The sequence below is a fragment of the Acinetobacter sp. YH16032 genome, from assembly GCF_013417345.1.
GTDB lineage: Bacteria > Pseudomonadota > Gammaproteobacteria > Pseudomonadales > Moraxellaceae > Acinetobacter.
In genome coordinates this window covers 52,488-66,449 of the sequence record NZ_VPEE01000001.1, presented here as the reverse complement: position 1 = coordinate 66,449, position 13,962 = coordinate 52,488, and the positions used below count along the sequence as shown (strand labels likewise).

At 39.5% G+C, this 13,962-nt stretch carries 12 protein-coding genes; 6 read left to right on the top strand and 6 right to left on the bottom strand.

The window, feature by feature from the left end; genetic code table 11:
• Positions 1-13: 13 nt before the first annotated feature.
• Positions 14-940 carry a LysR substrate-binding domain-containing protein gene (locus FTV32_RS00290; RefSeq protein ID WP_180027521.1) on the bottom strand — a complete coding sequence of 309 codons (927 nt, stop codon included), beginning with the start codon at positions 938-940 and terminating at the stop codon, positions 14-16.
• A gap of 99 nt (positions 941-1,039) precedes the next feature.
• On the opposite strand from FTV32_RS00290, the gene FTV32_RS00285 reads away from it, so the two are divergent.
• Complete coding sequence (locus FTV32_RS00285) at positions 1,040-1,903, top strand: pirin family protein (protein ID WP_180027520.1); 864 nt, start codon at positions 1,040-1,042, stop codon at positions 1,901-1,903.
• 122 nt (positions 1,904-2,025) lie between these two features.
• Positions 2,026-3,231, top strand: coding sequence for a chromate efflux transporter (gene chrA / locus FTV32_RS00280; protein WP_180027519.1), 1,206 nt, complete (start codon positions 2,026-2,028; stop codon positions 3,229-3,231).
• A 72-nt stretch (positions 3,232-3,303) separates the two neighbouring features.
• Here the strand turns inward: chrA and sthA are convergent, their stop codons facing one another.
• Complete coding sequence (gene sthA, locus FTV32_RS00275) at positions 3,304-4,719, bottom strand: Si-specific NAD(P)(+) transhydrogenase (RefSeq protein WP_035265673.1); 1,416 nt, start codon at positions 4,717-4,719, stop codon at positions 3,304-3,306.
• Between the two features lie 210 nt (positions 4,720-4,929).
• Here sthA and lipA point away from each other — a divergent pair, with 210 nt between their 5' ends.
• From lipA to FTV32_RS00255, 4 genes are all read left to right on the top strand, one after another.
• Positions 4,930-5,943 carry a lipoyl synthase gene (gene lipA / locus FTV32_RS00270; protein ID WP_180027518.1) on the top strand — a complete coding sequence of 338 codons (1,014 nt, stop codon included), beginning with the start codon at positions 4,930-4,932 and terminating at the stop codon, positions 5,941-5,943.
• Positions 5,944-6,225: 282 nt separating this feature from the next.
• Positions 6,226-8,700, top strand: a complete 2,475-nt coding sequence (locus FTV32_RS00265; protein WP_180027517.1) for an acyl-CoA dehydrogenase — start codon at positions 6,226-6,228, stop codon at positions 8,698-8,700.
• Between the two features lie 297 nt (positions 8,701-8,997).
• Positions 8,998-10,179 carry a thiolase family protein gene (locus FTV32_RS00260; protein ID WP_180027516.1) on the top strand — a complete coding sequence of 394 codons (1,182 nt, stop codon included), beginning with the start codon at positions 8,998-9,000 and terminating at the stop codon, positions 10,177-10,179.
• A gap of 50 nt (positions 10,180-10,229) precedes the next feature.
• Positions 10,230-10,613, top strand: coding sequence for a carboxymuconolactone decarboxylase family protein (locus tag FTV32_RS00255; protein ID WP_180027515.1), 384 nt, complete (start codon positions 10,230-10,232; stop codon positions 10,611-10,613).
• A gap of 72 nt (positions 10,614-10,685) precedes the next feature.
• On the opposite strand, the gene FTV32_RS00250 is transcribed toward FTV32_RS00255, so the two are convergent.
• The 4 genes from FTV32_RS00250 to rutC all read right to left on the bottom strand — a co-directional run bounded on the left by FTV32_RS00250 (position 10,686) and on the right by rutC (position 13,955).
• Positions 10,686-11,552, bottom strand: coding sequence for an NAD(P)-dependent oxidoreductase (locus FTV32_RS00250; protein WP_180027514.1), 867 nt, complete (start codon positions 11,550-11,552; stop codon positions 10,686-10,688).
• Between the two features lie 13 nt (positions 11,553-11,565).
• Positions 11,566-12,936: a pyrimidine utilization transport protein G gene (gene rutG / locus FTV32_RS00245; protein ID WP_180027513.1), complete on the bottom strand. Its 1,371-nt coding sequence runs from the start codon at positions 12,934-12,936 to the stop codon at positions 11,566-11,568.
• Between the two features lie 28 nt (positions 12,937-12,964).
• The gene (gene rutF / locus FTV32_RS00240; protein WP_180027512.1) at positions 12,965-13,504 is read right to left on the bottom strand and encodes an NADH-dependent FMN reductase RutF; all 540 of its coding nucleotides are present in this window, start codon (positions 13,502-13,504) and stop codon (positions 12,965-12,967) included.
• A gap of 70 nt (positions 13,505-13,574) precedes the next feature.
• Entirely contained in the window at positions 13,575-13,955 is a 381-nt protein-coding gene (gene rutC, locus FTV32_RS00235) for a pyrimidine utilization protein C (protein WP_180027511.1), read from the bottom strand.
• Positions 13,956-13,962: the final 7 nt, after the last annotated feature.

Sequence of the window (13,962 nt, the reverse complement as noted above, 5' to 3'; positions counted from 1 at the left end):
TGCGCACATTAATTCATATAATTTCATGGTTTTGACAGCTCAGTTTTTTAAATTCCTCAATCAAATAATCTAATAAACATCTCACGGCAGGCATCATGCCTTGTCGTGATGTATAGGCAACATGAATAACGCCACGAGGCAACTCCCTTTCAGGGACTAATTCTACAAGAGTGCCTTGATTAAGCTCTTCATAAACAAACACTCTAGGTAATGATGCTATTCCAACACTGTTCAACACTGCAGATTTCATGGCAGCAAAATTATCAGTTTTGAGTCTTGGAAAGAATTCTATTTCTTGAAACTGATTAACTGTGTCAAATTTGGATTGAAATCTCCAAATCGATTTTGGGACATGAAAACCTATACTCGGAAGTTGTGCAAGGTTATCCAAATGGATAGGTTCATGAATCTGTTGAATTAATTCAGGCGTTGCCACTAACACATGTTGCCAAGCATCAAGCTCTCGTACAATCAAGTCGCTATCTTCAAGTGGTAAATTTCTCACCCTAACAGCCAAATCAATCCCCTCTTCTATGAGATCAATTTTACGATTTGTTGCGACCAGATGAACTTGAACACGTGGGTAATGTTGCATGAATTTAGCAATCATATTCCCCAATGGAAACTCAACCAAACCAATTGGGCACGAAATTCGAATTAAACCTGAAGGCTCGCTCGACAAACTTTGCTCTACAAAATTTTCTGCCGCCTCCACTTGATCCAAAATCTTAATACAATATTCAAAAAATTCTTGACCAACTGCGGTTACGGCAAACTTTCGTGTATTTCGTTGCAATAATCTTACGTGTAAACGGTTTTCTAAATCTGAAATATGACGAGATAACTTAGATTTTGTAATACCTAAAGCTTCACTCGCTTTAGTAAAACCTTGATATTTAACGACCTGCACAAAATAGTAGTAATCATTTAAATTTTGCATAATTGTTTCATTTTTGGAATTATCTGTTGAGAGAATCGCCCTGTAATCTCATCAATATACCTCAATATCATGATTAGAACGATATATAGAGGAATACAAATGACACAAGTTCAGAAAGTTTATACCAGCGATCGAAGCACATGGGTGGGTGATGGTTTTCCAACAAACTCCATGTTACCCATGCATGAAATAGGAAATCATACCAGCCCATTCTTGGTAATGGGTTATACAGGTCAATATCGATTTTCTCCAAGTCACCACCAACGCGGTGTTGGTTTACACCCCCACCGTGGCTTTGAAACGGTGACGATTGTCTATGACGGCGAATTAGAGCATCGTGACTCAAAAGGCAATCATGGAAAAATTGGTCCAAACGAAGTGCAATGGATGACGGCAGGTAAAGGTATTCTGCATGAAGAACACCATTCGGAAGCTTTTGCAAAAACTGGCGGAGTTTTGGATATGGTTCAACTTTGGGTAAATCTACCAGAGCATGCCAAGATGACTGAGCCGAGATATCAGGAATTGACTGAGCAAAATATTCCTGAAGTTTTATCTCACGATGAGCAAACCAAGATTCGTGTTATTGCTGGTCAATATCAAATCGGCTCAACTGTTTATCAAGGACCAGCTCAAACATTTAGCAACATGAATGTTTATGACATTAGACTTAATCATGGAGCACGCCTTCCATTAAACCTTATGCCAAACTGGAATCACCTGATTTTTATCCTTGATGGAGAAATTGAGATTGATGGTCAGATCTATACAGCCATGCAAACGCTTTATCTTGATCCAACATCAACAGGGGTAGAAATATTTGCTCATCGTACGGCGAAAATTCTTTGCTTAAGTGGTGAACCATTGAATGAACCCATTGTTGCCCACGGTCCTTTCGTCATGAATACTCAGGAAGAAATCGCGCAAGCATTTGATGATTTCAGAAATGGAAATTTTGCTTAATTTAACATCCACAAGCCTTATCATTTTCAAGATAAGGCTTACCCTCATCACTCTTCATTCATTTCAAATACCTGTCATAATCCCCTATTAGACTTAGTTCAAAAACAACATACGATTACAAAATGAAATCAGATACTTTTCCTAAAGTTAGCTTATCAACACTTTTTTTTATTTTTCTAAAATTAGGATGTATTTCATTTGGTGGTCCTGCAGCGCATTTGGTGTTATTTCATCGCACTTTTGTTGATCAACTCAAATGGTTAAGCTCTCATGAATATGGACAATTGGTCGCATTAGCACAATTGTTGCCAGGTCCGACAAGTAGTCAAGTGGGATTATCGATAGGATATTTATCCAAAGGATATTGGGGGGGCTTTATTGCTTGGTTAGGATTTACATTACCTGCCTTCATTCTAATGACTTCATTTGCTATTTTTGGTCAATATTTTTTTTCCGATATACCTCTTGAACTCTTTCACGTCATCCATTTGATTGTATTAGCCGTCGTCATTTGGGCTTTTTTACAAATGTTCAAAAGCTTCTGTACTGAAATTTGGCAGTATGTCCTGATGCTGAGTTCTGCTTTTTTTATTTATTTTGCGCAGTGGAGCTATAGTCAAATTTTCTTAATTTTAGTGGCTGGATTCATTGGCTTAGCATTTACAAAAAAAGGAACATCTCAGCCATCACCGCACATCAAAACCACTCAGGCATATCAAAAGTATCATTATCTCTGGCTCGTCCTGTTTGTCGCTTTATTTATTTTTTTTCCTGCGCTGCAATTTATCTATTCATCAAGCTTGCTTAGAAATCTAGAAAGCTTTTATCACACTGCTTCAATGGTTTTTGGGGGCGGTCATATCATCCTGCCACTCATGTATGAAGATTTTGTGCTTACTCAACACATCACTGCGGAACAATTTGACTTAGGCTATGCATTTGCTCAACTTATTCCAGGCCCTTTATTTAGTTTTGCAGGATACGTTGGCACATATTTAGGATTTACCGCATCGCCTTTACTTAACGCTGCGATTGCAACCAGTATAATTTTCCTGCCCTCATTTCTGCTTATTTTCGGCACGCTCCCTTATTGGTCAAAATGGGTCAAAAACAAAAAGATTGCAGCAGCCGTCGCTGCAATTAATGCAGCGGTCATCGGGTTAATACTCTGTTTAATTGCTCAAATGGCTGAAAAACATCTACACTCAATTTATGATTTTATTTTTATCGGCATTGTCATTCTTTTACTGAGATTAAAAATCCCTGTCATCATCTCTTTATTAGCGAGCTTTGTTAGCTATGGAGCTTTATTGTATTTTGTAATTTAAAGATCAAACTTAAATGCAAAAATAAAAAAACTCGCAAGCCTGAACTTGCGAGTTTTTTGTCATCAAGTCGCCTTAGAACAAGCGATTCATCCCGTTTAATGTTGCTACGCGATAAGCTTCAGCCATCGTTGGGTAGTTAAACGTTGTCTCAACAAAATACTTGATCGTGTTGTTCGGGCTATTCATCACGGCTTGACCAATATGGATAATTTCAGAAGCATTATTACCGAAGCAATGCACACCTAAAATTTCTAAGGTTTCGCGATGGAATAAAATCTTTAACTCACCCACTGTATCACCCGTGATTTGCGCACGAGCGAGGTGACGGAAAGACGCCTGACCAACTTCATAAGGAATTTTTTCTTCAGTTAATTCCTGCTCAGTTTTACCAATTGATGAAATCTCTGGAATGGTATAAATACCAGTAGGGATATCAACCACTGGTTGGATACCTTGTTCACCGCTCATAATCGCGCCAGCACAACGACCTTGGTCATATGCAGCTGAAGCTAGAGACGGCCAACCAATCACATCACCTGCAGCATAAATGTTTTCAACTTCAGTTTGATACTGCTCGTTCACTGATAGTTGTCCACGGCTGTTTGGTTTGATACCAACATTTTCCAAGCCAAGACCATCTGTATTACCAGATCGACCATTACACCATAGAATTGCATCAGCTTTAATTTTCTTGCCACTTTCAAGATGCAACACCACATGATCATCAAATGTTTCTAAGTGATCAATCTGCTCATTGTGGCGAATCAATACACCTTGTTCACGTAAGTGATATGACAATGCATCAGCAATTTCGTCATCTAAATAGCTCAGTAATTTATGCTGAGTATTAATCAAATCAACTTTGTGATCTAAGCCAATAAAGATAGATGCATATTCACAGCCAATGACACCAGCACCATAAATAATGATTTTTTGAATTGAAAAATCTAGATCTAAGATTTTGTCAGAATCAAACACACGTGGGTGATTGAAATCTAAAATTGAAGGACGATATGGACGACTACCCGTCGCAATCACCAACTGTTTAAAAATAATCGTTTCTTTCACACCTTCAGGCGTGAAAATCACCACCGTATTTTGATCTTGGATATAAGCACGACCGTGGAAAATATCAATGCGGTTACGGTCGTAAAAACGCGAGTGTGTATCCACTTGCTGTTGGATCACTTTATGCGCATTACGAAGCACTTGCTTCATGGTGAATTGTTTCCAATCACCCACTTTTTGGAACATTGGATCACGTTGATAACGGATAATGCTAGAAACCGTTTGACGTAAAGCTTTACTTGGAATGGTTCCTACATGAGTACAGTTACCACCAAGTTGTTCACGCATATCAACTACTGCAACGCGCTTGCCTGATTTGGCAAGTTTCATTGCCGCACCTTCACCAGCAGGGCCTGAACCTAAAACGACTGCATCATATTTGACAAAGGTTCCACTCACGACCTCTTTCTTACGCGGCATTCAATGCTCCTATACAATTATCTCTTCATTTATCTGACTTATATTATGACTGAAAATGCGCACATTTGCTGTATTTCAATACCATATATTGCTTGATAGCCACATTTATTTTATGAATATCGTTTTTGCCCAATTTATGCATAAATTCGCTATAATAAGAGACCTATTTTTAATATTTCCTCCCGTCACACATTAGTGGAATCGTTGAATATGTCAGAAAACCGTAAACCAGTACAGGGTGAAAAACTTCGTGGCGCTGAGAAAGTTGCACGTATTCCTGTAAAAGTGATTCCTACGGTTGAAGCACCTCGTAAACCAGACTGGATTCGCGTCAAAATGGCTGCACCAGAAGAGGTTCAACGCATTAAATCAACTTTACGTGAACAAAAATTACATACAGTGTGTGAAGAAGCTGCATGTCCAAACCTTCCTGAATGTTTTGGTGGTGGTACAGCAACTTTCATGATTATGGGTGACATTTGTACACGTCGTTGCCCATTTTGTGATGTGGCACATGGTCGTCCGAATGCATTAGACCCAGATGAACCACGCCACATGGCTGAGACAATTGCAAACTTAGGTTTGAAATACGCTGTTATAACATCTGTAGACCGTGATGATCTACTCGATGGTGGAGCGCAACACTTTGTTGATTGTATTAAAGAAGCGCGTGCTTTAAGTCCTAATACATTATTGGAAATTTTAGTACCTGATTTCCGTGGTCGTATGGATGTTGCATTACGCATCATGACGGAATGTCCTCCAGATGTGTTTAACCACAACATTGAAACCGTACCACGTTTATACAAAGCAATGCGTCCAGGTTCAGACTATCAACATTCCTTAAACCTTCTTAAAATGTTTAAAGAATACTGCCCAGATATTCCAACTAAATGTGGCTTGATGGTAGGTATTGGCGAAACTGAAGAAGAAGTTCTCTCACTTCTTGATGACCTTAAAGCACACGATGTTGACTACGTAACGATTGGTCAATATTTACAACCATCAAAAGAACATGCACCAATTGATCGCTTCGTCACACCTGAAGAGTTCGAACGCTATACAGCACATGGGCAAAAATTAGGCTTTAAAAATATTTGGGCTGCACCAATGGTACGTTCAAGTTATTTTGCTGATCGTCAATACTATGGCGAACCAGTACCAGCAGTTCGTCGTAAAGCTGATCCTGCAAAGAAAATTACTGTTCAAACAATCGAAGCATAATTCTTCTTACTTTAAAGTCCTCGTATGAGGGCTTTTTTGTTTGTGGTTTTTATAATTCTCAATTACTTATTGACACATTTCTTATCTCTCTACAGCTTGAATTTTGAATATTTTTCAAACAATCTTATCCAATATAAGTATTAATATGCGTCCGTTTTAGAACTCAACGCTTTCGTTTCACATTTCATGATCCAATATCGCTGTAGATCTGATGTTTGTGCTTTGATTAAATTTACTGTGGGTATTGGCTCCATGACCAAATCATAAATGGAGCAGTTCATAATGTTTTTTATACTCAGTTTAATTATTCTATTTATAACACTCTGGGCTATTTTTTATTTCGAATTCTCAAGAACTTCTGGGGCTATCACACTCACAGTCGTATCTATTTTAGTTGCGTTGATCAGCCCTTGGTCGCTGATACTCGGTATTCCTTTTATCCTAATTTCATTGATTGTCAGTATTGATACGTTAAGGATGAAATTTATTACACAACCTGCCTATAAAGCTCTAGCCAATGCAATGCCAACAATGAGTAGTACCGAGCGTGAAGCATTGGATGCAGGAACCAGTTGGTGGGAAAAAGAATTATTTATGGGGGCACCAGACTGGAAGAAATTTGATCAGTATCCGTACCCCACGCTGTCTGAAGAAGAACAATCATTTATCGATCATGAAGTTGAACAGCTCTGCCAGATGCTGGATGAATGGGATATTCACCATCATCGTAAAGACCTCCCTGAAGAAGTCTGGTCATTTATTAAATCCAAAGGTTTTCTGGGTTTAATTATCCCTAAAGAATACGGCGGTAAACAATTCAGCTCATTTGCGCAAAGCCGTATCATGAGTAAGATTGCCTCACGCTCACTTACCACTGCTGTCAGTTGTATGGTGCCTAACTCTTTAGGTCCAGGAGAATTACTCTTACACTACGGTACTGAAGATCAAAAGAATCGTTATTTACCAGGTTTAGCAAAAGGTGAAGAAATTCCATGTTTTGGTTTAACAAGCCCTGAAGCAGGTTCAGATGCAGGTGCAATTCCTGATACAGGTGTGGTTTGTTATGGTCAATTTGAAGGACAAGAAGTTCTTGGCCTAAAAATGAATTTTTCCAAACGTTGGATTACACTTGCCCCTGTTGCTACGGTGGTCGGTTTAGCTTTCAAATTATATGACCCTGAAGGTTTACTAGGTGATAAAAACAAAACTGAATACGGAATCACATGTGCCCTATTACCAGCTGATCATGAAGGTGTCATTGTAGGAGCACGCCATAATCCAGGTTCACCATTTATGAATGGTACCGTGGATGGTAAAGATGTCTTCATTCCGCTGGATTGGATTATTGGTGGTGTAGAAAATGCAGGTAAAGGCTGGCGTATGCTGATGGAATGTCTGGCAGTTGGCCGCGGTATTTCTCTTCCAGCACTATCAACAGCTGCAGGTGAAATGTGTTATTTAAATGTCGGCGCCTTTGCTCGTGTCCGTCAACAATTCAAAATTTCAGTCGGTAAATTCGAAGGTGTTCAAGAGGTTTCAAGTGATATCGCTAGCGATACCTATATGCTTGAAGCATTCCGTTACCTAGTGACTTGTGGCCTAAACCAAGGGGGTAAACCTGCAGTCATGACTGCAATGGCAAAATACTACGCAACTGAGACCATGCGTAAGATTGTTAATCATAGTATGGACATTGTGGGTGGGCGTGCTATTCAAATGGGTCCTCGTAACTTCTTGGCGCTTATGTACCAAGCGATCCCTGTTTCAATTACTGTTGAGGGTGCCAATATTCTGAGTCGTTCATTGATGATTTTTGGTCAAGGTTCGATGCGTTGTCATCCCTATTTATTTGAAGAATTACAACTTTTACAAGCCGAAAATAAAGATGCAGCATTAAAAGAGTTTAATGAAATTCTTTATAAGCATTTGGGTTATACATTTAATCGAACTGCTAAATCATTTGCTTATGGTTTTATAGGCGGATCAACAGAAGGCTCAGTAAAGGCTGATGATTTCAGTCGCCCTTACTACAAAACCATTAATCGTTTGAGTGCTAATTTTGCCTTAGTCGCAGATATGTGCTTAGGCCTCCTTGCAGGTGATATCAAACGCAAAGAAATGTTGTCTGGACGATTAGCAGATATGCATTCACACTTATTTATTGCGACTGCAATTCTTAAATTTTATGAAAATGGTCAACGTACTGAAGCTGAACAACTGCATGCTAAACTCGCACTTGAGAAAGCATTATATGCATCTCAAGAAGCGTTCTATGGTCTGTTTGATAACTTCCCTGTAAAAATCGCGGCAAGCTTAGTCAAACTCATTTGTTTCCCTTTTGGTCGTCCTATTACTCAACCATCGGATGCCTTGAAACTTAAATTAGGTGAACTAATTCTTCAGGAAAATGCTTTCCGCGATGAATTAAAAAAACATGTCTTCTATAGTACTGATCCCGATGATGTCAATGGGCGTATGGAGTCTACATTCCAAATGTTGCTTCAAATTGAGGAATTATGGAATAAGTTTAAAAAGGCTGAATCCAAAGGCCAATTTACAGGTCTGACTTTCGAAGAGCATATTGAATCTGCTCTTAATGAGAAGTTCATCACTCAGGCTGAAGCTGATCAGTTGCTTACGTATAACGCTAAACGTTTTGACAGTATGTTGACTGATGTTTTCGATACTGAACTTAACCAAAGTTTAGAACTTGAGAACCCTCACGCTCAGGCTCTGTCAAATTCTACACAATACTAGTCACTCAATTGCTTCTGAAAAAACGATCCTAAAGGGTCGTTTTTTATTTTTCATTCCACTTTTTATATTTCATTCCACTTTTTATATTTCATTCCACTTATTATATTTCATTCCACTATGGTGTTATAGAAAACAACATCAAAATAAGCGAAATTAAATGAAAACAAAATAATGAATCTTTATTCATTTTTTTATGATAATGTGATTACAACTAATAAAATAGCTGTCATTAAATTTTGAACATATGAAATTGACACGCATTTGAATCATATAAACTACAGGACAAGGATCAACGCTATGAGTCAAGAAATCGTATTAGTTGCAGGTAGCCGTACCGCTATGGGTAGCTTTCAGGGAGGACTTTCAAGCTTAACAGCCCCGCAACTTGGTGCTGAAGTCATTAAAGCCGTACTTGACCAATCTAAGCTTGCTGCAGACCAACTAGATGAAGTGATTATGGGCTGTGTTTTACCTGCGGGATTAAAACAAGGTCCTGCTCGTCAAGCGATGCGAATTGCAGGTGTACCAGATCATGTAGGTGCAACAACGATCAATAAAATCTGTGGGTCTGGCATGAAAGCCGTGATGCAAGCTGCAGATACCATTAAAGCTGGCTCGGCAAATATTATCGTCGCTGGCGGAATGGAATCCATGTCGAATGCACCTTATCTCATGGACAAAGCACGCGCAGGTTACCGTATGGGACATGGCAAAGTGATTGATCACATGTTCCAAGAAGGTTTGGAAGATGCTGAAACTGGCTATTCAATGGGTATTCTTGCTCAAGAAATGGCAGATAAGAAAAACTACACACGTGAACAACAAGACGATTTCGCGATTCGCTCCTTAACTCGTGCTCAGAATGCGATTCAAAATAATTATTTCAAAGATGAAATCACCCCCGTTACAGTAAGTTCACGTAAAGGCGATGTCATCGTTGCCCAAGATGAAAATCCATTTACAGCAAAAATTGATAAAATTCCTACGCTACGCCCAGCATTTGCTAAAGACGGTACAATTACTGCAGCGAATGCCAGTTCAATTAGTGATGGTGCATCAGCATTTTTAGTGACTTCTGCTGAACACGCAACAGCAAAGGGGCTTTCAACTTTAGCAACGATTAAAGCTTACGCATCTCACTCTCAACACCCATCAGAATTTACCATCGCACCTGTTGGTGCAATAGAAAAAGTATTAAACAAAGCGGGCTGGACTGTTGAAGACGTGGATTTGTGGGAAATTAATGAAGCGTTCGCGATGGTAACCATGGCAGCGATTGATGCTTTTCATTTAGATCCTGAAAAAGTGAATATTCATGGTGGAGCTTGTGCACTCGGACATCCATTGGGGTCATCCGGTTCACGTATTATTTTGACTCTCATCCATGCATTAAAACGCTTAGGTAAAACAAAAGGTGTTGCCGCGCTTTGCATTGGTGGTGGAGAAGCAACTGCGATTGCGATTGAAATCCCAGCTTAATATTTATGCTATAGCGCATCTTAAGATGCGCTTTTTTTATGAGGAAAAAAATGTCAAAACAAGATTATGAAAATGGTTTAAAAGTTCGTACCGAAGTGATGGGAGAAAATTTTGTCAAACGTGCACAAGACAATACAGTTCCATTTACTCAACCACTTCAAGATTGGATTAATGAGCATGCATGGGGTTCAACTTGGCAACGTGAAGGTGTTTTACCGCGCAAGTATCGTTCGTTAATCACGATTGCATTTTTAACAGCCCAAAAAAGCCCAACAGAACTTAAAGGTCATGTACGTGGCGCTTTAAACAACGGCGCAACTGTTGAAGAAATCCAAGAGGTTCTTTTGCACAGCTTGCCGTACTGTGGTGCTCCAGCTAGCCAAGAAGCATTTAGAGCCGCGTTAGAAGTCATTAATGAATATCAACAAAGCTAATCTCATTGAGCATTCATAGATAAACCGCTTAATCTACATTAAGCGGTTTTATAAGGTATTTCGACGCTAGATTTAACTTAATTCAATTTTAGATTGATGTTCAAGCACCTGAACCACAGCTGAAAAATCAGAATCTTGGGCTTTCACTTTTTCAATTTGCATATACTGATTTTGTATAAGTTGCATCGTTGGCAAATTCAACGCTTGCTCTTGAATTAGATCGGTCGCAATTCCAATATCCTTTTGTAAAAGATCTAAGGCGAAGGTTTTTGGAAATGCACGACTCAAGACACGTTGCGCCATAATATTTTCAGACATTGAACTTTTACCACTAGAATGATTAATACAATTCAATGCACTATTCAAATCTACTCCTTTTGACTTTAATACCGTCAATCCTTCTGCAAGTGCCCATAGATGGGTTGCCATCAACGTATTATTCACCGCTTTAACAGCAAATCCAGAACCACTCTCCCCGACATATTCAATTAATCCTGCAAATGCCTGAATAATCGGTTTTGCACGCTTATAAGCATCGAAATCACCTCCAACCATTACCGTTAGTGTCCCTTTTTCAGCACCTATAGTTTGCCCAGAAACGGGGGCATCTAAATATTCAACACCATTAAATTTCAACTGATTTGCAAGTTTTAAAGCACTTACAGGTACACCACTGGTACAGTCGATCCATACGCTCCCCTTGACCGGAGGATTTTGAGCAATAAGCTGTTCGACATCTGCACTGGTGGGTAAGCAACTGAAAATAAAATCTGCTTTCACTGCTTGATCGACAGAAGTCGCTTTAGTACCAAATGTTTGTGCATGTGCTTCTGCTTTTTCAAAATTACGGTTCCAAACCAAAACTTCAAATCCTAGTTTTGGTAAATGGCTCGCCATGTGCCATCCCATAGCACCTAAACCGATAAATGCAATTTTCATTTTTAATTTCACCTTAAATTTGAGTGTTAGGGAGTGCCGTTGCTTCTGCTGAATGCGGTTTGTTTTCGAGCTCTACTGTTTGCGCATTTTTATCTTCACGATTTAAGAAAAGATTCAATAAAATAGCCGCTAATGTTGCAGTCCCTATTCCACCCAAATCAAAATTCCCAATTTGTAAACTATAATTGCCTGTCCCCATAATTAAGGTGACAGCAGCAATCAACAGAGTACTGTTTTTGGTAAAATCTAAGCGGTTGTCCACCCAAATTTTAGCACCGGCCACTGTAATCAGACCGAAAACAACAATCGAAGCTCCCCCTAATAATGCGACAGGAATCGTACTAATAACCGCGCCAAATTTTGGTGATAGACCTAGCAAAATTGCAAATACGCCAGCAAATAAAAATATGGTGGTAGCATAAATTTTCGTTACCGCCATAACACCAATGTTCTCAGCATATGTTGTCATTCCTGTTCCACCGACTGATGCAGACAAGGTCGTACATACACCATCTGCAAAGAAACCTCGTCCCATATATGGTGAAAGATTACGTCCAGTCATTGCAGATACCGCTTTGAAATGTCCTAGATTCTCTGCAACTAAGATGATCGCTACGGGAGCAATAAGCAGCATGGCATTAAATTCAAACACTGGCGCATGAAAAGTAGGTAAACCGAACCAAGCTGCCTCACTGACTTTAGTAAAATCGATCGCTGTACCAAAACCCAAAACATTGGTGAGTAAAAAATAAATAAAGTAAGAAGCCACTAAGCCAATGAGCAATAATAATCTACGGATCATGCCCTTAGTAAATACGGCGATCACACTAATACAAATAATCGTAATTAGAGCCATCCATGAATCAAACTGATTAGCAGAAACACTTTTGATCGCCACTGGTGCTAAATGCAAACCAATGATCATCACAATTGCTCCAGTCACAATTGGTGGCATCAATTTTTCAATCCATGCTGTGCCAGTTTTCATCACGATCAAACCGATCAAGGCGTACAAAATACCGCATGCAATGGTACCGCCAAGTGCTAAGCCTAAGTTTGGATTTAAGCCAACACCGGTATAACCAGTGACTGCAATGACTGCTCCAATGAAAGCGAAGCTCGAACCTAAATAGCTCGGCATACGCCCCCCAGTCATTAAGAAAAATAATATTGTCCCAATACCCGTAATAAACATTGTAAGATTCGGGTCGAACCCCATCAGTAAAGGGGCAAGTACTGTTGCTCCAAACATTGCAAATGCATGCTGCAGCCCCAATACCATACTTTTACCTGGCGGCAAGTACTCATCTACTTGAACTGCGGTCGTGTCTAGATTTCCTTGGAAAGGTTTAAATTTTGGAAACCATGTTTCTTTTGTGCTCATCGACCTTCTCCTGATCAAGCATGCTGTTTTAGACCATTGGAACTGGCTCGCAATATGCGCGGTTAAAATACATGAGGGCTTTTTCACCCGCTTGCTGTTTCATCCCCTTTACATGGCAGAACAAAACATCATGACTGCCTACCGATAAACTTTGTACGACTTCACAATCAAAACTCACTAGCGCACCTTCTAAAATAGGTGCACCTGTGACTAATGTTGACCAGTCCCCCTTTTCGAAACGTTCTGCCATTGGAGTTTTACCCCCAAACACATTCGATAAATGCTTTTGACTACTGCTTAAAGTATTGACACACAAAACCTGATTACTTTTAAATGTTTCAAATACTGATGCTGATCGATTTAGACATACCAGCAATGTTGGTGGCGTATCTGTCACACTACATACAGCTGAAGCTGTGAAGCCAGCTTTTCCTGCTAGACCAGCTGTAGTAATGACATTGACAGCTGCACCTAAATTCGACATTCCTTGTCTAAAAACCTGTTGGTCAATGTTGAGTGTGGCACTCACTGCCTCGAGTAAATTGATTGATTTCACATTTGCATTCATAGTGTTCTCCATCCCTCATCGCCTAAGCAGTAAGTGAGGGACTCATAATAGGGTGATGAAAGCTTTCAAATTAAACATGAGCAATCGAAGCAATTTCGATGAGTGCATCAGGTTTGACTAATCCTGTTTGAACACAGTAACGAGCTGGTTCTGCATTCGGAAAATATTCGGCATATACTTCATTCATTGCAGCGTAGTTTGCCCAATCTGTCAGAAAAATATGGTTGAAAGTAATGTCCGACATTGTTCCGCCAGCAGTTTCGATGACCTTCTTTATTGTTTCAAGGACATGGCGTGTCTGTGCTGCTACGTCTCCAACATGAACTACATTGTTGTTTTCATCAAAAGGTAAAGTGCCTGAAACATAGACAATGTTGTCTGCTTTAGTTGCTGGCGAATACGGTGCGAGTGGCTTACCTGAACCCACTGTAATGATGACTTCTTTTGACATGACTTAT

What these genes read in the sequence shown, in the direction of transcription:
- lipA (WP_180027518.1), top strand. Translation starts at nt 4,930, where the DNA reads ATGTCAGAAAACCGTAAACCAGTACAGGGTGAAAAACTTCGTGGCGCT.
- sthA (WP_035265673.1), bottom strand. Translation starts at nt 4,719, where the DNA reads ATGCCGCGTAAGAAAGAGGTCGTGAGTGGAACCTTTGTCAAATATGAT.
- rutC (WP_180027511.1), bottom strand. Translation starts at nt 13,955, where the DNA reads ATGTCAAAAGAAGTCATCATTACAGTGGGTTCAGGTAAGCCACTCGCA.
- chrA (WP_180027519.1), top strand. Translation starts at nt 2,026, where the DNA reads ATGAAATCAGATACTTTTCCTAAAGTTAGCTTATCAACACTTTTTTTT.
- FTV32_RS00250 (WP_180027514.1), bottom strand. Translation starts at nt 11,552, where the DNA reads ATGAAAATTGCATTTATCGGTTTAGGTGCTATGGGATGGCACATGGCG.
- FTV32_RS00285 (WP_180027520.1), top strand. Translation starts at nt 1,040, where the DNA reads ATGACACAAGTTCAGAAAGTTTATACCAGCGATCGAAGCACATGGGTG.
- rutF (WP_180027512.1), bottom strand. Translation starts at nt 13,504, where the DNA reads ATGAATGCAAATGTGAAATCAATCAATTTACTCGAGGCAGTGAGTGCC.
- rutG (WP_180027513.1), bottom strand. Translation starts at nt 12,936, where the DNA reads ATGAGCACAAAAGAAACATGGTTTCCAAAATTTAAACCTTTCCAAGGA.
- FTV32_RS00265 (WP_180027517.1), top strand. Translation starts at nt 6,226, where the DNA reads ATGTTTTTTATACTCAGTTTAATTATTCTATTTATAACACTCTGGGCT.
- FTV32_RS00255 (WP_180027515.1), top strand. Translation starts at nt 10,230, where the DNA reads ATGTCAAAACAAGATTATGAAAATGGTTTAAAAGTTCGTACCGAAGTG.
- FTV32_RS00290 (WP_180027521.1), bottom strand. Translation starts at nt 940, where the DNA reads ATGCAAAATTTAAATGATTACTACTATTTTGTGCAGGTCGTTAAATAT.
- FTV32_RS00260 (WP_180027516.1), top strand. Translation starts at nt 8,998, where the DNA reads ATGAGTCAAGAAATCGTATTAGTTGCAGGTAGCCGTACCGCTATGGGT.